The 20,437-nt window shown below is 63.2% G+C and carries 17 protein-coding genes; 6 read left to right on the top strand and 11 right to left on the bottom strand.

The features are described 5' to 3' along the window. Positions 1-84 precede the first annotated feature (84 nt). The gene (locus AC1DX4_RS20140; protein ID WP_477221952.1) at positions 85-1,557 is read left to right on the top strand and encodes an MATE family efflux transporter; all 1,473 of its coding nucleotides are present in this window, start codon (positions 85-87) and stop codon (positions 1,555-1,557) included. Between the two features lie 126 nt (positions 1,558-1,683). Next, positions 1,684-2,259 (top strand): TMEM175 family protein, encoded by a 576-nt coding sequence (locus AC1DX4_RS20135; protein ID WP_477221951.1) that lies wholly within the window; start codon positions 1,684-1,686, stop codon positions 2,257-2,259. A gap of 12 nt (positions 2,260-2,271) precedes the next feature. Here the strand turns inward: AC1DX4_RS20135 and AC1DX4_RS20130 are convergent, their stop codons facing one another. After that, positions 2,272-2,553 (bottom strand): hypothetical protein, encoded by a 282-nt coding sequence (locus AC1DX4_RS20130; protein WP_477221950.1) that lies wholly within the window; start codon positions 2,551-2,553, stop codon positions 2,272-2,274. Between the two features lie 136 nt (positions 2,554-2,689). Between AC1DX4_RS20130 and AC1DX4_RS20125 the strand changes: the two genes are divergently transcribed. Further along, entirely contained in the window at positions 2,690-3,556 is an 867-nt protein-coding gene (locus tag AC1DX4_RS20125) for an SDR family NAD(P)-dependent oxidoreductase (protein WP_477221949.1), read from the top strand. An 11-nt stretch (positions 3,557-3,567) separates the two neighbouring features. Here AC1DX4_RS20125 and AC1DX4_RS20120 read toward each other — a convergent pair whose 3' ends face one another. The 3 genes from AC1DX4_RS20120 to AC1DX4_RS20110 all read right to left on the bottom strand — a co-directional run bounded on the left by AC1DX4_RS20120 (position 3,568) and on the right by AC1DX4_RS20110 (position 5,559). Beyond that, positions 3,568-3,993 carry a low affinity iron permease family protein gene (locus AC1DX4_RS20120; RefSeq protein WP_477221948.1) on the bottom strand — a complete coding sequence of 142 codons (426 nt, stop codon included), beginning with the start codon at positions 3,991-3,993 and terminating at the stop codon, positions 3,568-3,570. Between the two features lie 317 nt (positions 3,994-4,310). Beyond that, on the bottom strand, positions 4,311-4,952 hold the full coding sequence (locus AC1DX4_RS20115; RefSeq protein WP_477221947.1) for a transferase hexapeptide repeat family protein: 642 nt from the start codon (positions 4,950-4,952) through the stop codon (positions 4,311-4,313). A gap of 88 nt (positions 4,953-5,040) precedes the next feature. Then, the gene (locus AC1DX4_RS20110; protein WP_477221946.1) at positions 5,041-5,559 is read right to left on the bottom strand and encodes a CreA family protein; all 519 of its coding nucleotides are present in this window, start codon (positions 5,557-5,559) and stop codon (positions 5,041-5,043) included. Positions 5,560-5,747: 188 nt separating this feature from the next. On the opposite strand from AC1DX4_RS20110, the gene AC1DX4_RS20105 reads away from it, so the two are divergent. Then, the gene (locus AC1DX4_RS20105) at positions 5,748-6,326 is read left to right on the top strand and encodes an SCO family protein (RefSeq protein WP_477221945.1); all 579 of its coding nucleotides are present in this window, start codon (positions 5,748-5,750) and stop codon (positions 6,324-6,326) included. Between the two features lie 10 nt (positions 6,327-6,336). Continuing rightward, positions 6,337-7,209 carry a 50S ribosomal protein L11 methyltransferase gene (locus AC1DX4_RS20100; protein ID WP_477221944.1) on the top strand — a complete coding sequence of 291 codons (873 nt, stop codon included), beginning with the start codon at positions 6,337-6,339 and terminating at the stop codon, positions 7,207-7,209. Positions 7,210-7,245: 36 nt separating this feature from the next. On the opposite strand, the gene AC1DX4_RS20095 is transcribed toward AC1DX4_RS20100, so the two are convergent. Further along, complete coding sequence (locus AC1DX4_RS20095) at positions 7,246-10,281, bottom strand: autotransporter outer membrane beta-barrel domain-containing protein (protein WP_477221943.1); 3,036 nt, start codon at positions 10,279-10,281, stop codon at positions 7,246-7,248. A 646-nt stretch (positions 10,282-10,927) separates the two neighbouring features. On the opposite strand from AC1DX4_RS20095, the gene AC1DX4_RS20090 reads away from it, so the two are divergent. Then, positions 10,928-12,772, top strand: coding sequence for an aminopeptidase P family protein (locus tag AC1DX4_RS20090; protein WP_477221942.1), 1,845 nt, complete (start codon positions 10,928-10,930; stop codon positions 12,770-12,772). A gap of 170 nt (positions 12,773-12,942) precedes the next feature. On the opposite strand, the gene AC1DX4_RS20085 is transcribed toward AC1DX4_RS20090, so the two are convergent. The 6 genes from AC1DX4_RS20085 to recN form a co-directional block, all read right to left on the bottom strand. Beyond that, positions 12,943-13,239: an AzlD family protein gene (locus AC1DX4_RS20085; RefSeq protein ID WP_477221941.1), complete on the bottom strand. Its 297-nt coding sequence runs from the start codon at positions 13,237-13,239 to the stop codon at positions 12,943-12,945. Then, positions 13,236-13,964, bottom strand: coding sequence for an AzlC family ABC transporter permease (locus AC1DX4_RS20080; protein WP_477221940.1), 729 nt, complete (start codon positions 13,962-13,964; stop codon positions 13,236-13,238). The genes AC1DX4_RS20085 and AC1DX4_RS20080 overlap by 4 nt, the downstream gene beginning before the upstream one ends. Positions 13,965-14,131: 167 nt before the next feature. Continuing rightward, positions 14,132-14,821, bottom strand: a complete 690-nt coding sequence (locus tag AC1DX4_RS20075; protein ID WP_477221939.1) for a DUF2461 domain-containing protein — start codon at positions 14,819-14,821, stop codon at positions 14,132-14,134. After that, positions 14,818-17,022, bottom strand: a complete 2,205-nt coding sequence (gene ligA, locus AC1DX4_RS20070) for an NAD-dependent DNA ligase LigA (protein ID WP_477221938.1) — start codon at positions 17,020-17,022, stop codon at positions 14,818-14,820. The genes AC1DX4_RS20075 and ligA overlap by 4 nt, the downstream gene beginning before the upstream one ends. Positions 17,023-17,276: 254 nt before the next feature. Further along, entirely contained in the window at positions 17,277-18,566 is a 1,290-nt protein-coding gene (locus AC1DX4_RS20065; RefSeq protein ID WP_477221937.1) for a serine hydrolase domain-containing protein, read from the bottom strand. Positions 18,567-18,685: 119 nt separating this feature from the next. Beyond that, positions 18,686-20,359 carry a DNA repair protein RecN gene (recN, locus tag AC1DX4_RS20060; protein WP_477221936.1) on the bottom strand — a complete coding sequence of 558 codons (1,674 nt, stop codon included), beginning with the start codon at positions 20,357-20,359 and terminating at the stop codon, positions 18,686-18,688. Between the last annotated feature and the right edge of the window lie 78 nt (positions 20,360-20,437).

Below are 20,437 nucleotides of genomic sequence, written 5' to 3'. Positions count from 1 at the left end.
CCTGCGGAATTTTCCGACGCCGCATCGACCTGTCTCGTTGAATCGGCAATCATCACGGACCGGACTCGAGACAGGCCTTCAGCCATGACCGAAAAAATGCCCACGCGCCGGCGCACCGGCGACCTGACCAGCGGCCCGATCCCGCGCACGCTGCTGCTGTTTGCCTTGCCGGTGCTGGGCTCCAACGTGCTGCAGTCGCTCAACGGGTCGATCAATGCCGTCTGGGTCGGCCGCTTTCTCGGCGAATCGGCGCTGACCGCGACCTCCAACGCCAACCTCGTGCTGTTCCTGATCCTGGGCACGGTGTTCGGCATCGGCATGGCGGCGACCATCCTGGTGGCGCAGTCGGTCGGCGCCCGCGACCTGCCCGAGGCGCGCCGCATCGTCGGCACCAGCGCCACCTTCTTCTTCCTCGTCTCCATTGTCTTCGCCGTCTGCGGCTGGATCTGGGTCGACGCCATCCTCAACACGCTCGGCACACCGGCGGACGCCTTGCCGCTGGCGCGTTCCTATCTGCGCATCATCTTCGTCGCCGTGCCGATGATGAACCTTCTGTCCTTCGTCATGACCGTGCTGCGCGGTGCCGGCGATTCGCGCACGCCCTTCTTCTTCATGGCGTTGGCTGTCGTCCTTGATATCGTGCTCAACCCACTGCTGATCCGCGGCATCGGGCCCTTCCCGGAACTCGGTATTGCCGGCTCCGCCACGTCGACGCTGATCGGCCAGACGGTGAGCGTCATCGCCATTCTTGTCGTGCTCTATGCACGCAAGCATCCGCTGCGGCTGGCGGGCGCCAATCTCGCTCTGCTGCGCCCCGATCCGGCTTTGCTGCGCATAATCGTCTTCAAGGGCGTGCCGATGGGCCTGCAGATGATCGTCATCTCGGCGGCGGCATTGACGGTGATGGGCATCGTCAATTCCTACGGTTCGCAGGTCGCCGCCGCCTACGGCATCGCCGCACAGCTATGGACCTACATCCAGATGCCGGCCCTGGCCATCGGAGCCGCGGTCTCCTCGATGGCGGCGCAGAATGTCGGTGCCGGCCGCTGGGACCGGATCGGCCGCATCGCCGCCTCCGGCGTCGGCTTCAACCTCGTCCTGACGGGTGCCCTGGTCGCCTTGCTGTGGCTCTTCGACCGCTCGATCCTCAGCCTGTTCCTGAGCAGCGACAGCGCCGCGATCGATATCGCCGCCCACATCAACTCTGCGGCGTCCTGGTCGTTCATCCTGTTCGGCATTACCATCGTGCTGTTCGCCACCGTGCGCGCCACCGGTGCGGTGATGCCGCCGCTGATCATCCTGGTGATTTCGGTGCTCTTCGTGCGCACCGGCTTTGCCTATTTCATGCGTGGCGTGATCGGCGAGGAAGCGCTGTGGTGGAGTTTCCCGGCCGGCTCGATCACTTCGCTGGTGCTGGCCGCGGCCTATTACCGCTTCGGCGGCTGGCGCACTTTGCACATGATCGAAAACAGGCCGGCCGCCGGCGAACCGCCGGATACCGGGCTTGGCGTGCCGCGTGGGCGCGCCAACATGGCGCCCGAGACGCCGAACGGCTGAACGATTTGGCACACCTCCGCGAGTCCCCTGGACAAGGTGCGGGCCATCCGCCGTTCGGCCAGCCACATGGCGGGTAGCCGCACGTCCAACCATCGCGTAGATTTTACCAGACAATCGGGGGATTCTATGGGCAAAGGCAGGGTCGAGGCATTCACCGATGGCGTGGTCGCCATCATCATCACCATCATGGTGCTTGAGCTGAAAGTCCCCCATGGCGAGGATTTCTCGGCCCTGGTGCCGCAATTGCCGATCTTCTTCTGTTACGTGCTTTCGTTCATCAATGTCGGCATCTACTGGAACAATCTGCACAACATGTTCCATGCCGTGCAGCGCGTCGACGGCCGCGTGCTGTGGGCAAACCTGCATCTGTTGTTCTGGCTGTCCTTGATACCGGTGACGACCGCCTTCATGGGCGAGAACCATTTCGCCACGGTTCCGGTTGCGGTCTACGGTTTCGATCTGGTGCTGTGCGCCATCGCCTATACGCTTCTGGCCGCCGCGCTGCATCGCCTGCATGGACAAGACACTGCCTTCGCCAAGGCAATCGGCAGCGACCGCAAGGGACGGATTTCGCTCACTGTCTACATACTGGCCATTGCGTTGACCTTCCTCAACCGGTGGATCGGTGTGGGGCTCTATGTTGCCGTGGCCCTGGTGTGGCTTGTGCCGGATACGCGTTTTTCGCGCGTTCTCGAAAAATAGTTGTAAAAACAGCTATTTACGCATCGCCTTCAGCATTTCCGCCACCGACGCGGCAAGGTCGGCGTAGAGCTCTTCCAACCGTTCGGCTGCCTTGATGATCGAGAAATCATGGCCGAATTTCTCCAGCGCCATGCGCAGTTTCTCGACGAACTCGGCCTGTTTTTCCAGCGCGGCGAACAGTGTCTTGACCTGGGCTTCGCTGATATCGGGGTTGGCCAGCATCTGCGGCACCTCGCGCCCCATCTGGTCGCCGGTGGCGGTCTGCTCCTTCAGAATTGCAACCCAGTCCGTCAATCGAAGATCTCCATTCTGCGGGGCAACATGCGCAGCCTCGACCGGACTGGTCAACCCGAACAGGTGCTGACGGAGGCTTGCACAACCCCGTTCCGGCGCTAAGTTCGGCGCCATCGAGAAAAGGATCCCGTTGCTCATGATCACAGACGCCGAAATCCAGACCGCCCTGCCCGCGCTTGGCAAAGGTAACACCGCCGTCATCACCGGCGCCGCCAGCGGCATCGGTCTGGCAGCCGCCAAGCGGTTTGCGCTCATGGGCATGAAGATCGTGCTCGCCGACATTGGCGGCACCCGCCTTGACGATGCCTCCCGCGCCATCTCGGCCATTGCCGGCGACGACGCCGTGCTTGCCGTTGTATCGGATGTGTCGAAGGCCGACGAGGTCGACCGTCTCGCCGACCGGGCATTCGGCGCCTTCGGCGAGGTCTCGCTGCTGATGAACAATGCCGGTGTCGGCGACAATCCGGGAAAACCCTGGGAAAACCGCGATGCCTGGAAACGGCTGCTCGATATTAATTTCTGGGGTGTCGTGCATGGCGTCGAGGCCTTCGCGCCGCGCATGCTGGCGTCGGCCAGGCCGGGCCTGATCATCAACACCGGTTCCAAGCAAGGCATCACCACGCCGCCCGGCAACCTCGCCTACAATGTCTCCAAGGCCGGCGTGAAGACATTCACCGAGGGCCTGGCGCATGCACTGCGCAACGAGCCCGGCGCCCGCCTGTCGGCGCATCTGCTGATCCCCGGCTTCACCTATACCGGCCTCACCGAAGGTGCGACGGAAAGGCCCGCCGGCGCCTGGACCGGCGAGCAGGTCGTTGATTTCATGCTGGAATCCCTGGTCGGGGGCGACTTCTACATCCTGTGCCCGGACAATGATGTGACACGGCCGCTGGACGAGAAGCGCATGGCCTGGGCGATCGGCGACGTCATCGAAAACCGCCCTGCTTTGTCGCGCTGGCATCCGGACCACAAGGATGCTTTCGCGGCCTTCATCAAGGGCTGATCTGCAAGCCCTCAAGCCGCGCGCTTTTTCGGAGCCCGTTTTTGCGTCACTGCCTTCTTTGCGGCCATGGTGGCGATCTTCTCGTCATGCCGCTTCGCTGCCCGCTCGCACTTGTTACGGATCTCCTCGACCTCGGATTCCGTCAGGTGCTCGATGCCGATGAAATGGTTGTGGCCCTCGCTGACCCGGATCAACTCATCGAGCTTGGCCTGGATTGCCGCGCCGTCGCGGTTCTGGGTGTTCTGGATCAGGAACACCATCAGGAATGTGATGATGGTCGTGCCGGTGTTGATCACCAATTGCCAGGTGTCGGAGAAACCGAAAAACGGCCCGCTCACCGCCCAGACGACGACGATCAAGCAGCAGGCGGCAAAAGTCAGCGGCAGGCCGGTTATGTGGGCGACCCAGTTGGCGATCCTGGTGAAAAGCTTTTCCATCTGTCGAAATCCCTGAATGGCTGGCGATGAGAAACATCCGGCAACCGTTCCAGGTTCCCGCCGGCAACAAATACACCAGGCGCAATTGAATACACGCAAAGCGAGCATGCAGGGGAAAACACACCTTATCGGTTCAATGTCATAGTAACCATGCAGGCAAGAGAGCCTGTTCCATCCGCTTCACGGCGGTTTACCTCCAGCCCCTTCCGCTGCGCCACCCCCGCATGGCGGAAGGGGTTTCAGTCCGGAGTGCGCGAAGCAGGGTTCCCCGAAAGCGCCGATCGGTCCAAGACGGTACACTTTTTCCTGGAATTGCCCTAAACGGCGTCGTTTTCCCAACGATCGAGGAAGGCCTCGATCGGCATGGACTGGATGTCGGGAACCGCCCTGGCGAGTTTCTCGACCGGCCAGTCCCACCAGGCGAGCGCTTCGATCCGCGCCGCTATGTTAGGGACAAAGCGCGGCCTGAGCGGCTTCGCCGGCACGCCGGCGACGATCGAGTAGGACGGCACGTCCTGCGTCACCACAGCGTTGGCGCCGATGACGGCGCCATTGCCGATGGTGATGCCAGGCATGATCACCGCGCCGTGGCCGACCCAGACGTCATGACCAATGGTCACGGCTTTCGCCTGCCGCCGCTCGCGGAACGCGGCATCGACACCCAGCCAGCGGAAATACTCGTTCGGCCGATAGCTGACCTTGTGCTGGGTCAACCTTTCGATCGGATGTTCCAGCGCATTGATGCGGCTGTTGGCGGCGACCGAGCAGAATTTGCCGATGCTTGTGTAGATGGCTTCCGAATGGCGTTCGAAATAGGAGAAATCGCCGACGCTCACCTCGCGCAGCACCACCCGCTCGCCGATCGAAGCGTAGCGGCCGAGCTTACACGCCTTCAACTCCGCGGTCGGATGGATGCGCGGCTCGGGATCTTTCAGGACAAGGTTTTCGGAACGGTCCATGCGGCGGCTTTACTTCAGGGCAATTGCTCCTGCAAGGCAGGGAGCAATTGTCCGTGGGGCCAATCAGCACAAAAGACGCCATACCCGCTTATTTCGGCTTGCCATTGCTCCACACCACGTTCTGGCCGTAGAGCGGCACCGTGGTGACCGACATCTTGGCCGAGCCGTTCTGCACCTGGCGCGAATGCGAGAGATAGATCAACGTCTCGTTGGCCTTGTCGTAGATGCGGTTCACCACCTGCTTCTTCCAGATCAGGCTGATGCCTTGCTTGAAAACCTCTTCGCCGCCCTCGCTCATGTCGATGTCGCCGATGGTAATCGGCCCAGTCTGACGGCACGAGATCGAGGAATCGGAGGGATCCTCGAACCAGTTGCCCTTGTGCAGGCGGTCGATGATGCCGCGATCGAAATAGGAAACGTGGCAGGTCACGCCCTCCACCTTCGGGTCCTTGATCGACTCGACGATGATGTCATTGCCGAGCCAGTCGACGCCGACCTTGCCGACTTCCTCGGCGACGGCACCACCGGCGGCCAGCACAACGCAAGCGGCCACGGCGCCGCCGATCAGTTTGCGCCTAATCCGTTGGCGTACAATCAATTCGAGCAAAGGACCCTCCTGCGGTTCGAGTTGCCGGTCTCAGGTGGGACGCGTTGTGCGGCTTTGCAAGCACAAGCGTCAACACCACCGCGGTTGCGGCAACGCGGCACTTTGCCTGCGCAGGGTCGAACCGCTAAGACTGTCGCACCGGCGCGGCATTGAGCCGGCGCGATGATTTCTGCAGACGGACTTTTCTGATGATGCGTTCTATCCTGGTCGGCATTCTCGTCCTGATGGCGGCCGGCATCGGCTGGCTAACCTTCGACTGGTATCGCGGCCATTATGGCGGCGAGCCGTTCGGCGCCCCCTTCACTTTGGTCGACCAGAAAGGCGCACCGATCACCGAAGCCGCCTTCCGTGGACAGCCCAGCGTCGTCTTCTTCGGCTTTACCCATTGCCCGGAAGTCTGCCCGACCACGCTGTTCGAACTCTCCGGCTGGCTGAAGACGCTCGGCGACGAAGGCAAGCCCCTGCATCCCTATTTCGTCTCGGTCGACCCGGAGCGTGACACGCCGGCGGTGATGAACGCCTATGTCAGCAACTTCTCCGACCGCATCACCGGCATTACGGGCGACCCGGACAAGGTCCATGCCATGGCCAAATCGTTCGGCATCTACTGGAAGAAGGTCGACACCGGCGACGGCGACTACACGATGGATCACACGGCCTCGGTGCTGCTGCTCAACGCCAAGGGCGACTTTGCCGGCACGATCGCCTACGGCGAAAGCGCCAGCACCGCGGTCGAAAAGCTGAAGCGCCTCGCGGCCAAGGGTTGATACAGACTCCATGACCCAGACGCGGCTTTTTTTCACCACCGGCAAGATTGAGGCTGAACGCGTCTTCGCGGCGCTCGAAATGGCCTTCGAGGATGAAGGCCTGCCGATCGCCGTGATCGAGGTCGACGAGGACCAGGATATCCACGAAGTCTCGCTTTATACCGACGGCAACGTCGATGCGGTCGAGGCGCGGATGAAGGACGTTCTCGCCGGCCTCGCTCTATCGAAGCCGATCGGGCGCGAGGCACTGCCCGACATCGACTGGGTCGTGCATTCGCTGGAAGGCCTGAAGCCGGTGCGCGCCGGCCGTTTCTTCGTCCATGGCGGGCATGATCGCACGAAGCGCCACAGCGGCGAACTCGCCATCGAGATCGAAGCGGGCCTCGCCTTCGGCACCGGCCATCACGGCACCACCGCCGGCTGCCTGGAAATGCTGGAGAAAGTTGTGCGGCGCGAGCACCCGCGCAATGCGCTCGACCTCGGCACCGGCAGCGCCGTGCTGGCGATTGCCGTCGCCAAGCTCGCGCATATTCCGGTGCTGGCCACCGACATCGACCCGGTGGCGGTGAAGGTCGCAGCCGCCAATGCACGGCTCAACCACGTCAAGGGGTTGATCGAAACAGTGACCGCGCCGGGCTTCCACCACCCGATCTTCGGCAAGCGCGGCCCCTTCGATCTCATCGTCGCCAATATCTTGGCGCGGCCGCTGATGCGGTTGGCGCCGCAAATGGCCGCGCATATCGCGCTTGGCGGCTCGATCGTGCTGTCAGGCATCCTCGAGCGTCAGCGCGACGCCGTCATCTCGGCCTATGTCGGCCAGAATTTCCGCCATGTGCGCACGCTGCATCGCGAGGGCTGGGTGACGATCCACCTCAAGCATTAGGCCGGCGGCAGTTGCCGGCCCTTAACGGTCCCAGCCTCAGAACTTGATGCCCAGATTGGCCTTGAACCCATTGTCGAAGGCATCCGCCCCGAACTGTCCGGCATAGGACAGGCCAAGCGTGGCGTTGTGCGCCAATTGCACGTCGAAGCCGGCTTCGACCAGCATCGCATCCCTGGTGATCGGCACACCGGCAATGGTGAAGCTGTCACCACCCGCGAAGGCGACGGTCGATAGTGGCGTCACACCGCCGAAGGCATGGCGCCAGCCGAGCATGCCGCGCGCGGTCGCCGCAACGCCGCCGATGGTGACATCGGTCGACGCCCTGACGCCGAGCGTGGTGAAGGTCGCATCGGTGGTTGAACTGCTGCTGCTCAGCGCCGCGGCGCCACCACTCTCCGCAAAACCATCGGTGTGCAGATTGACATAAGCGAGATTGGCGAAGGGCTCGAAGGCAAACGGCCCGGCGTCGGTCTTGTAGGCCAGTTCGCCGAAGGCCTGCGCGGTCGCGGCGTCATAGTCGGCCGACAGGCTGTCGGTGAAGCCCTGGAATGCGACGGAGCGCGACGTCGAGATCCGGTGCCAAGTGTAGGCTGCACCGGTGCGGAAGGCGATGGCGCCCCAGTTGGTGCCGCCATAGAGGCCGAGATGGTAATTGTTGCTGTCGCCGGAAGAGTTCCTGTCGTCGGCATCGAAGCTGGTGCGGCTGTAGCCGCCGACCGCGCCGATGCGCCAGTCGCCGGCCAGGCCGTCAGCGCCGACGAGCAGGCCGCCTGTCGAACGATCGAATCGGGCCGCATTGCCGTCGCTGTCGGTACTGCCCCAGGAGCCAAAACCCTGCGACCAGATGGCGAAGCGGTCGGTGTCGGCGGCAACGGGCTGAACGCCGTCTTCGCCATAGGCCATGACCGGCAGCGAGGCTGTCTTGCCGCTGTCGCCGAAGGCGGCGCGCAGGCGCGCCGTCACCGCGTCTTGCAGGAAGTGGCTGTCCTGCACCAGCATGCCCTTGGCCGAGGCATGGATTTCCCCGGAAAGCTGGTCGAAGGCGGCCTGTGCCGCCGCGTCGCTCGGCAAGGCAAGCACCGCGCTGACCAAGGCGCTGCTGGCCGCGCTGTCCAGCCCGTCACCCGTAGCGATCTGGTTCGGCGTCACGCCGGCCGAGCCGAAAGTCTGCGTTTGGGTGACGTCGACATAGGCCTGCGTCGCGATGGTGTGGGTGCTCAGACGGACGAAAGCGGAGACCTGCGGATCGCCCACGAGGGTAAAGGTTCCACTGATGCTGGCGGCTTGAAGCACTATGTAGTGGGAGCCCGCCACCAGGCCGTCCAGCCCGATATTGGTCACGCTCAAACCGGCGCCTGGGGCTATGGTTGCCGTGCCTACGGCAATAATCCGATCGGTAGCGCCGGCGGCATTCAGTTCCACCGCATAGGTCGAGCCGGATGCGAAACTGGCGTCGCCATAGACCGCCAGCGTGCCGATGCCATTCTTGCCGGGCGCAACCGTGCCGGAAACAGCGATCGAGCCAACCGAACCGCCGCCGGCGAGCGTGGCGCCGCTGTCGACTGTAACGGCCGAACCGATCAGAGAACCGGAGACCAGCAAGGTTCCGGCCTTCACCTCGGACCCGCCCGACAACGCGTTCGTGCCCGACAACTCGAAAGTTCCCGTCCCGTCCTTGATCAGCCCGTTGGTGCCTGTGATGATGCCCGAAAATACCGTTGAGCCGTTGTTGCCTCCGGTCGTCAGCTTGCCTGTCCCGGCATTGACCGCTCCGGCGCCGGCCAGCGAACCGATCGCCTGGTCGGAATTGTTGAGATCGAGCGTTGCACCGCTTTCGATCGTATAGGCGCTGTTGGCGCTGAAAATGTTGGCGGCGAACAGGCCCGCCTTGAGCGTGCCCTGGGCGACATCGGTGGCCGTGGCATAGTTGTTGTTGCCAGCGAAACCGTCCACCGTCAGCGTTCCGGCCCCCGTCTTGGTAAACGTCCCGCTCGGCGTGCTGTCGTCTCCCATGCTGGCGGTCGTGGTGACGTCGAAGCCATTTGTGTCGATGGTGCCGCCGGCGGCACCGAACAGGATCGAAACATTGGGGAGGGTGAGGTTTGCACCCGCCTGCAGCGTGCCACCGTCGAGCGTGATCGGACCCACACCCAACGCATGATCGGCCGTGACCCGGATCGTTCCCGCCTCGATCCGAGCGCCGGAGCTGAAACTGTTGTTGTTGGTGAGCACGAGCGTGCCGGCGCCGGTCTTGACGATCGCGGATGGATCGCTGAGGTCCGAAATCTGACCGGCATAGGTTCCGGTCGCCCCCGATCCGACGTTGATCGTCTGGCTGAGATCGATGGTCAGGTCGTTGTTGATCGTGACGCCATCCTGGATATCGATCACCGTTCCACTGAAGGCGGAAAGCAGGCCGGTTCCCAGCGCGTTGTTGTTGCCGAGGCTGAGCGTGCCGCCATAGAGGTTGGTGCCGCCGGTGTAGGTGTTTGCGCCATTCAAGGTCAGCAAGCCGTCACCGCTCTTGGTGAGGCTTGCGCCCGAGATCACTCCATCCGCCGTAAAATGAGCACCGGCATCGACCGTGACGACAGTGTCGGAGACCAAATTGAAACTGGCACTGGCGTCCAGATCGGGAATGAAATTGTTCGTCTGCACGTTGATCGCGGCCTGCCCGGAGGCCTGGAAATTCAAAACGCCGCTTGAAAACCGGTAACCGCCGGAGGTGCTCGTGGCATTCAAGTTCAGCGTGCCGACCGTATAGGGTCCGCCAGTCAGGAAAACGGTATAGCCGAGCCCCTGGTCCGGCGCATCATGGTTGAAGTTCGCGACCGCATCGACGCCGTTGGGAACTGTTGCGGGAGTCCAGTTCGCAGCCGTACCCCAATCGCCACTGTTGTGAGCGAAATCCTCGGCCGAGGCGACACCGGAGATGATCGGCGTTACAGCGGTCGCAATCAGCCCGGCAATCAGCAGAGCCGGGAGCGACGTGGACGACAGAAGCAAGCGCGCAGGCCGCTCGTTCACCTCGCCCTCGCCTTTGACACGCACTGTAGAAACGGAATGTCTCATGAAAATCCCCCGACCAGCCATCCCTTGGCTGAATCGACCCTTGAAGCCCATGGCGACGCTACGAAAACCGCCGCCGAGAGACAAGCGAATGTAGGCCGTAAAAATTACCGGAACCAAGCAACACAGAGCCTAGACAAGAAATCAGAGCAAATCCGTTGCGAATTTGCATCAATCAATAGTTGGCCGCACCAGATGTCTGACTGCGAACAAGCACCGTTTTTGCCCACTGACTGGCTCAGCGTATAGTCCTCTTTGTCCAACACCGATCCTGCAAGCGGCGCACTGCCAGCATCATGGCTTCAACAGCGTGCCGGAATTGGTTCCCCCGCACCAACCCTGACCGGAAGGCCCCACCCCTTGCGGTCAAACAAGAAAACCCGAACCAGATAACTTGCCGTGCGAAGTGACGCACGCTCAAAAAGCAGCCTTTGCTGACTTTTTCTGGTTGCAATTCCCGGGTGCTGGCGGCAGCGCGGCAATGCCGCGTCGTGTCGGGGATGAACAACGACAACCCAGCCTTCGTGCTGCTGGACCAGCCCCATTTGGTTGTCAGCCAGGCGGCGCTATAGCAGTTTGCGCCGGCCGGAAATCGATTCCGATTTCCGGGCCTATAGGCTACGGTCAGGCCAGCATCAGGAGGCCCATCATGTTCCAGACCTTCGATTCCGCGGGCGACCCTTCCGTCGGCAAGCCGCGCGTGGCGCTGCTGCGTCAGTGGCTGGCCGCAAATGGCCTCGACGGTTTCATCGTTCCGCGTGCGGACGAGCATCAAGGCGAATATGTCGCCGATCGTTCGGCACGGCTGAAATGGCTGACCGGCTTCAGCGGCTCGGCCGGTGTCGCCATCGTTTTGCGCGACCGCGCCTTCGTCTTTGTCGACGGACGCTACACACTGCAGGTGCGCAACGAGGTCGATCTCGACATCTTTTCGATCGAAAGCCTGGTCGACAACCCGCCCGCCGTCTGGCTCAAGGACAATATCGGCAAGGGCGCGCGGCTGGGCTTCGATCCATGGCTGCACACAATCGGCGAGGTCAAGGCGTTGCAGGCCTCGGCCGACAAGACCGGCGCCGTTCTGGTGCCCCTCGACAGGAACCCGATCGACATCATCTGGAAGGATCAGCCCGCCGCGCCGGTGGCCCCGGTCGAACTGCACCCGATCGGCTTTGCCGGCGAGCTCGCCAAGGACAAGCTGGCGCGGCTGGCGACGGCGATCGGCAAGGACGGCGCCACCCATGCGGTGCTGACCGACCCCTCCTCCATCGCCTGGGCCTTCAACATCCGTGGCGGTGACGTGCCGCACACGCCGCTGGCGCTCGGCTTCGCCATCCTCGCCGCCGACGGATCGCACCAGCTGTTCATGGACAAGCGCAAATTCCCGCGCCAGGTCGCGGCCTATCTCACCCAGCTCGCCGATCTGCATGAGCCCGGCGAATTCGAAGCGGCGATCGCAGCGTTTGCCAAGGGCGGCGCGAAGATCGCGCTCGACCCGGTGCTGGCGGCCGACCGGCTGCGCATGCTGGTCGAGGACAATGGCGGCACCGTGGTTGCCGGCCCCGACCCGGCTCGCATCCCGCGCGCCACCAAGAACCAGGCCGAGATCAACGGCTCGCGCGCCGCGCATCGCCGCGACGGTGCGGCGGTGGCGAAGCTTCTGTGCTGGCTGGAGCGGCAAAAGCCCGGCTCGCTCGACGAGATCGCGGTCGTCACCAGGCTAGAGGAGAGCCGCCGGCAGACCGGCGAGGAAACGCAGATGCCGCTGCGCGACGTCTCCTTCGACACCATTTCCGGCGCCGGTCCGAACGGCGCCATCATGCATTACCGCGTGTCGCGCGCCACCAGCCGCAAATTGCAGGCCGGCGAGCTGTTCCTGCTCGATTCCGGCGCGCAGTATCAGGATGGCACCACCGACATCACCCGCACCGTGCCGATCGGCCAGCCGACCGAAGAAATGCGCGAACGCTTCACGCTGGTGCTGAAAGGCATGATCGGCATTTCCAGGCTGCGCTTTCCTGCCGGCACGCGCGGCTCCGAGATCGACGCCGTCGCCCGCATGGCGCTGTGGAAGCATGGCTGCGACTTCGCCCATGGCACCGGCCATGGCGTCGGCTCGTATCTCGCCGTGCATGAGGGCCCGCAGCGCATTGCCCGCACCGGCACCGAAAAGCTGCTCGAAGGCATGATGCTGTCCAACGAGCCCGGCTACTACAAGGAAGGTTCTTACGGCATCCGCATCGAGAACCTGATCCTGGTGACGCCGGCCGAACAGATCGAGGGCGGCGACATCGCCATGCACGGTTTCGAGACGCTGACGCTGGCGCCGATCGACGTCAGGCTGGTGCGGTCAGACCTGCTGACGCGCGAGGAGCTGCATTGGCTCGACGGCTACCATGCCTGGGTGCTGGCCGAGATCGGACCGATGCTCGACGGCGAAACGCTGGCCTGGCTGGAGAAGGCGACAGCGCCTTTGCCGCACGACGCCAAGATTTGAGGTGAGCTTCTTTCTCCCCGTTTACGGGGGTGAGGCGTGGTCCGCGCAACGGACGAAAAGCCAACTGTTTGGCTTTTCGAACAACGAACGCCCGGAGCGACAGCGGAGGGCATGCCCGGCAGGGCAATGAGGGGCAGCGCCAACGTTCGAAAACGGTCGCGCCCGCAGGATTATCCGACGAACTGCCGCGCCAGGATCAGCATCGCCGCCCCCGCCAGAAACATCGACATCAGCCCGCCGCGCAGTGAAACCACGGCCGTGACGGCCAGTGCTGCCCATTCCGCCGGTCCGGCATTCAACAGCTCCGGCGCCACCAGCGTCGTCAGCACCGCCGCCGGCACGGCGTTGAGGCCGGCCTCGACGCGCGGATGGATGTTTTCGAAGCGGGAGATGACCAGATGTCCGCCGATGCGCGTCAGATAGGTGGCGACAGCGCCGGCGATGATGATCCAGAAAGTCGTGCTCATGGCCGTTCTCCCACGCCGCTATGATGCGGCGGCAGGATGACGGCGAGCAGCACTCCGGCAATGGCGCCGATCGAGACGTGCCAGGGCGAGCCGACCGTCTTGTAGGCGACGATCGAGGCACAGGCACTGGCGATGACCACCGGCAGCCACAGCGGCCGCTTGCGGAAGCCCATCACCAGGCCAAGAAAGTAGATCGGCAACAGGAAATCGATGCCCAGCGCGTGGGTGTCGGGGATGAGCTTGCCGAACACCGCGCCGAGCGCGCTTTCGATCACCCAGAACACATAGACCGGCAGGCCGAGCCCCAGATACCAGGCGAAGCCGACGGTCTGGCCGGATTGCGCCCTCGCCTCAGCCACCGCGAACTGCGGATCGGTGAGGATGAAGTAGCCGAGTGCCTGTTGGATGACCGGCCAGTGCGCGATGCGCCGGCCGATGCCGGCGGAGTAGAGCACATGACGGAAGTTGACCGCGAAGATCGACAGCACGATCAGCCACGGCGCGACATGCTGTCCAAACAACTGGATGCCGACCATCTGGCTGGCGCCGCCGAACACCAGCGCGCTCATCAGGAAAGCCTCGAACACCGAGAAGCCCTGATCGACGGCAAGCGCCCCGAACAGCACAGCGAACGGCGCCGACGCCACCACGACAGGCATGGAGAGCCGCACGCCTTGCCAGAAGTCGCTTCTGCCGCTGCTCTCTGAGATCACGTCCGTCGCCATCGGCCACTCCTGCTGCATGTCGCCCAAAAGTGCGTGGGATTTGGGATAACGACATGCACAACAACAAGGGAGTGGCGGTATGTAGGTGGCATACCTTGCCTTGTCACACGAATTCGCTTGAGCCAAACGATCAGCGGAAATGATCGTCGCCGCGCTTGAGTTGGGGCTTAGTCCTTCGCGATTTTGCCCTCGATGGCCCTGCCCCAGTCGAGCAGCGGCTTGGCGCGCAAGGCGAAATCGACGAGCTCCTCGACCAGTTCCGGCCCATGAATATCCGCCGGATCGATCGCATGCCGAACGGCAAAATGCCGGTTGCGGATAGCGGCGACAAGGTCCTCGTCGGTGACATGCTCGAAGCCGCGCGGCGTACGCTTCATGCGATCCTCGGCGTCGAGCTCGAGGCCGTTCTTCTTCAACGCCTTCACCATGGCGCGAAACCTGTCGGGCCACACCTCGATGGCCCGCCGCATCGCCAGCAGCAACGCTGCCTCCGGCTGCCACCAGGCGACGCCGGCAAAGCAGCCCTCGAGTCCGATATGGATGTAGAACACGCCCTGCACGGCCTTGCTGCCATCCGGCGACAGGATCGCCGAGACGTGCCGGTTGTACGGCCGTTTGTCCTTGGCGAATCGCACATCACGATTGATGCGGAACAGCGACTTCTTGCGGTCACCGCGCAGACCGAGCCCCGCCTCTGCAAAGCGCTGCGTCAGCGTGTCGACGAGATCGCCAAGGGGATCGCGCAATTCCTGTTCGAACAGGTCGCGGTTCTCCAAAAACCATTCCCGGCTCTGGTGGAAGTCCAGCGCCTTCAGGAATGGAATGGCTTTTGGGCCGAAGCCTTTGAATGCCATCACGCCTTGCCGACCCGCTGCAGCCAGGTGTCCTCGTCGATGACTTCGACGCCGAGTTCACTGGCAAGCTTGAGCTTGGAGCCGGCACCAGGTCCGGCCACCAGCAGGTCGGTCTTGGCCGAAACCGAACCGGCAACCTTGGCGCCGAGACGCTCGGCCATCGCCTTGGCTTCGGAGCGTGTCATCTTCTCCAGCGAGCCGGTGAAGACGATGGTTTTGCCGGCAACCTCGCTGTCAGCAGAGACGGTGACGATATAAGGCTTCGGCTTGACCTCTCCGAGTAGCTTGTCGAGCACGTCGTCATTGCGCTCATTGCCGAAGAAATCACGCAGCGCATCGATCACCGTGTCGCCAATGCCGTTGACCGATGGGAAGACGGTGTGCGGATCCTCGGCCGCCGCTGTCTCCTTGCCGACACGGATCAGCTCCTCGATGGTGGAAAAGGTTTTGGCAAGCACGGCGGCCGTCGTCTCGCCGATATGGCGGATGCCGAGTGCGAAGATGAAGCGATCGAGTTCCGGCTCGCGGCGCGAATCGATGGCGGCAAACAGCTTGTCGAGGCCCTCATAGTTGCGGTCCTCGACACTGCGCACATTCTTGCGCGTCTTGCCGGATGCCGCCTCGCGCTGTCTGGCCTGCTCCTCGCGCCGCTCGGCCAGCGCCTTGGTGACGGCGGGACGACGATCCCTGAGCGTGAAAATATCGGCGGCCGTCTTGATCAGCCCGGCATTGAAGAAGGTGTCGATGTTTTCGGCGCCCAGACCCTCGATATCGAGCGCCCCGCGCGAAACGAAATGGCGCAACCGTTCCACGGCCTGAGCGGCGCAGATCAGCTCGCCGGTGCAGCGCCGGCGGGAGTCTTCCTTGCCGGTCTTCTCATTGATTTCGCGCGTGGCCGGTGAACCGCAAACCGGACAGGTATGCGGGAATTCGTAAGGCACGGCATCGGCCGGACGCTTGTCGACGACGACGCTGACGATCTGCGGGATGACATCCCCTGCCCGCTGGATCACCACCGTATCGCCGATGCGCACGTCTATGCCGTCGCGGATCGGCAGGCCGTTGCTGTCGAAGCCCTTGATGTAGTCCTCATTGTGCAGCGTCACGTTCTCGACCACCACACCGCCGACGGTGACGGGCGCAAGCCGCGCGACCGGGGCCAGCGTGCCGGTGCGGCCGACCTGGATGTCGATCTTCTGCACGGTTGTCATTGCCTGTTCGGCCGGGAATTTGTGCGCAACCGCCCAGCGCGGCTCGCCGGTGACGAAACCCCAGCGGCGCTGCAGCTCCAGCTGGTCCACCTTGTAGACGACGCCGTCTATGTCATAGCCAAGCGAAGAGCGCTGCTCCTCGATCAGATGGTAGTGGGCGACCAGTTCCTCGGCCGACTTCGCCCGCACCATCAAAGGGCTGATCTTGAAGCCCCAATCGGCGAATTTTTGCACCGCACCGTACTGCGTCGGGGCAGGATCTGCTGTCGTGAAGCCCCAGGCATAGGCGAAGAATTTGAGGTTGCGGCTGGCGGTGACGGAGGCGTCCTTCTGGCGCAGCGATCCGGCAGCCGTGTTGCGCGGATTGACGTAATCCTGACCGCCGGCGGCGGCCGAGCGTGCTTTCAGCGCCTCGAATTCCGCGTAGGTCATGTAGACCTCGCCACGTATCTCGATGGTGTCGGGCCAGCCCGAGCCTTTCAGCTTCGCGGGGATGTCGGCGATGGTTCTCAGATTGGCGGTGATGTCCTCGCCGACAGCACCGTCGCCGCGCGTTGCGCCCTGCACGAACACACCGTTCTCATAGCGCAGCGATGCCGACAGCCCGTCTATCTTCGGCTCGGCGGTGAAGGCAATGTCGAGATCCTTGTCGCGGTCGAAGAAGCGCCGGCCGCGGTCGATGAAATCGGTGACGTCCTCGTCGGTATAGGCCTTGGCGAGGCTGAGCATCGGCACCGCGTGACGTACCTTGGTGAAGCCTTCCGCCGGTGCGGCACCCACCCTGAGCGAGGGCGAATCCTCGCGCACCAGGCCGGGAAAGCGCTCTTCGATGGCAAGGTTGCGCCGCCGCAGCGCATCGTACTCTGCGTCCGTGATCGTCGGCGCGTCCTCGGTATGGTAGCGCCGGTCGTGCCCGGCGATCTCCTCGGCCAGAAGCTGGAGTTCGACTTCAGCCTCGCTTTCGCTGAGCGAATCAACTGGTTTTTCGGACATGCGCTATTTCCTCAACGATGGTGCGCCACAATAGATCATGATTTCGAGAAAATCATTCCTGAACAGCGGGATGCAGCCATATGCTGACTCGTTGTCGGATGGCTGCGACCGCAGTGCGAAGCGCGATCGGACGTCTAGGGATTGGATGCAGGGACCGTGCATCTTTGGGGCGGGTCGCGCCGTAGCGTCCGAAGGCAAACCCAAAGATGCCATTGAGGACGCGGCGGCGCCATACACGCCGTAAGTCCGCACGCTTATTCCGTTTCAAGAGATCCCTGCAGGAACATCGTATCATAGTCACCATACAGGCTGACTGTTGTCCCGTTGAGTGCCACGGGCCAGCAATCGAACCGTGGATGAAATTTGTCCCAGCCACGGTAGAGTTTGGCGTTGTCGACCCACCATCTGCCAGAATAGGCCTGTTTGCGGTCGCTACCCTTTTGCAGGGATGCTGTACCGTCGGAATCAAAATGCATGAAGTATGGCCCGTCAGGGGCCGCATCGGCGTAGCGCAGCGTCTTTCCAGACAGCGTGGCTTTCAGGATTTCGCCCGAGGCCAGGCTACTCGCGGCAGCAGAGGTGTCGGGGCCTATGCCGTCGACCCCCGCTGCTGACAGTATGAGCCACAGCAAGCGCCCGATCTGAGCGTCGCTCACCCAGGGCCAACGCTCACGTTCCATGTCAACCGTATGCGCGATCACAATATCCTGGGCTGGAATAACGAAAAGGTACTGCGAGCCGAAACCCAGAGCATAGAACGTTCCTGTCGGTAAAGTGACCGTAGGAGCCCAGTCGCTAGCAAAGCCCGACCACCACGTATAACCATATCCGCGACCCGCAAAAATCTGATTGTGCGGCTTCGCCCACGGCTTGACGCTCTCCTGAACCCAACTCCTGGACACGATCTGCTGGTCGTTCCAACGGCCATGGCGCAGATAGAGCAGGCCCACACGCGCCAGGTCGCGCGCACTGAGACGAAAGCCGTAATGCCGATGATTTGAAACCTTGGTCTCGCCGTAGTAGCAGTCTTCCAGGCTGAAATCCTGCATGCCAATGCGATCGGCAATGCGTTGCTTGAACGCCATGAAGATGTCCGTTCCGGTCACCTTCTCGTAGATGGAGCCGGCGGCGTTGAAGCCCCAATTGTTATAGTACCAGAACTCGCCAGGTACGTGGCTGCCACGCAGTGGTCGTTGCGCAGCCACGGCCGGTGGCTCCAAGTCGATCGGGTGGTAAATTCCCGAGCGTGATGTCAGGAGATCGGCAAGCGTGGCCTGCATTTCGCGGGGCGTTAAGCCGGGCGCCTTGTCATCGATGCCAAGGTCGGCAAGCGTGTCGGAAAGCTTGACTTGTGCCTCTGCGATGGCAATCCCAAACAAAGCACTGAGCAAGCTCTTGCGTATCGATGCGACATCCAGCCTGCGGCGTGTGTCACCCCACTCAGCAACCACGTGTCCATGATGGACGATGATGACCGCGCTGGAACCGCTGCTCGCGGAGTAGTTCCGCGCCTTGTCGAGAAGATCAGTGGACCATCCTGCCACCTTTGGGTCGTGAAATTCCCACTGATCCGAGGGGTGCATGTGCTGGGTGACCTCAACTCCTGACCTGTCACGACGCCACAGCGCTGAACTAGGATGTCATCTATCCGGCGAGCCTCGTCCTATGCCGCGTTTGTATTTTCACGCAGCAGCCGCTCGGCGGCGGCGCGCGCCTCGTCAGTGATCGTCGCACCGGCCAGCATGCGGGCGATCTCTTCCTGCCGCGCCGTCCTGTCCATCTCGGCAATGCCGGTCGCCACGCGGTCGGTGCTGCCCGATTTGGAGATTAGGAAATGCGTCGCCGCGCGCGCCGCCACCTGCGGCGCATGGGTGACCGACAGCACCTGCACCCGCTTCGACAGCCGCGCCAGCCTCTGGCCGATGGCGTCCGCCACGGCGCCACCCACGCCAGTGTCGATTTCGTCGAAAACCAGTGTCGGCGCCGAGCCACGGTCGGCCAGCGCCACCTTCAGCGCCAGCAGGAAGCGTGACAGCTCGCCGCCGGACGCCACCTTCATCATCGGCCCAGGCCGCGTGCCGGGATTGGTGCGCACCCAGAACTCGATCTGGTCGATGCCCTCTTCCATGCGGGTCTCGGCCTCGCTCTTCATCTCGACGATGAAGGCGGCGCGTTCGAGCTTCAGCGCCGGCAATTCGGCCATCACGGCCTTGGTCAGGCCGACGGCCGCCGCGTGGCGAAGCGAGGAAAGCTGTGCGGCACCGGTATCATAGGCCTCGCGCGCAGCTGTGGCCTGCTTTTCCAATCCGTGCAGGCGCCCCTCGCCGGCGTCGAGATCGGCGAGATCGGCAACCATCGTGTCGCGCAATTGCGCCAGATCGTCGACGGCGACGCTGTGCTTGCGTGAGGCGGCGCGCAGCGAAAACAGCCGCTCTTCCGCTTTCTCCAGCCGCTGTGGATCATACTCTGTGGCGCGCAGTGCCGCCTCGACACCGGATTGCGCCGCGTCGAGCGACAACATCGCCTCGTCCAGCGACTTGACCACATCCTCGAGCAGGCCGGGCGCCTCAGTCGCCTTGCGCTGCAGCCGTCGCAGCAGACTGGCCAGTTGCGGCAAGGGCGACGACGGGCCGGACAGCACATCCTGCGCATCATGGATTTCGGAAGCGATCTTTTCGGCGCGCATCATATGGGCGCGCAGTTCGGCAAGTTCCGTTTCCTCGCCGGGCTGCGGATCGAGCTTGGTCAGTTCCGCCACCGCAGCCCGCAGATAGTCGGCCTCGCGCGCAGCGGCCGCCACTTTGGCGCGGTGGCGCGTAAGCTCCTGCTCGCAGCCGCGCCAGTGCCGCCAGGCCTCGCCGGTCGAGCGAACGGCGCCAAGATGGCCGCCAAAGGCGTCGAGCACGTCGCGGTGAGCGCCGGGATCGACCAAAGCGCGCTCGTCGTGCTGGCCGTGGATCTCGACCAGCGCACGGCCGACATCGCGCATCAGGGTGACGCTGGATGGCTGGTCGTTGACGAAGACACGGGTGCGGCCGTCCGCCGTCTGCACGCGGCGCAGGATGATGTCGCCATCATCCTCGATGGCATTTTCGACAAGCAGCGCTCGCACCGGATGGTTGCGTGGCACGTCGAACACGGCAATGACCTGGCCCTGTGCCGCGCCATGGCGCACCAAAGAGGCGTCGCCGCGCGCGCCGAGCGCCAGCGACAAGGCATCGAGCAGGATGGATTTGCCAGCGCCGGTCTCGCCGGTCAGCACGGAAAGGCCGGGCTGGAAGTCGATATCCAGCTTCTCGATCAGGACGATATCGCGGATCGACAGTCTGGAAAGCATCAGAACCCGGACCTCAGGCAATTCCAGGAAAAGTGCTTAGCGGTTTTCCACCGGAATTGCGTAGAACAAAAAGCCAGA

The organism is Mesorhizobium sp. P3_A8, assembly GCF_056402995.1.
This window is presented reverse-complemented; position numbering and strand designations above follow the sequence as displayed.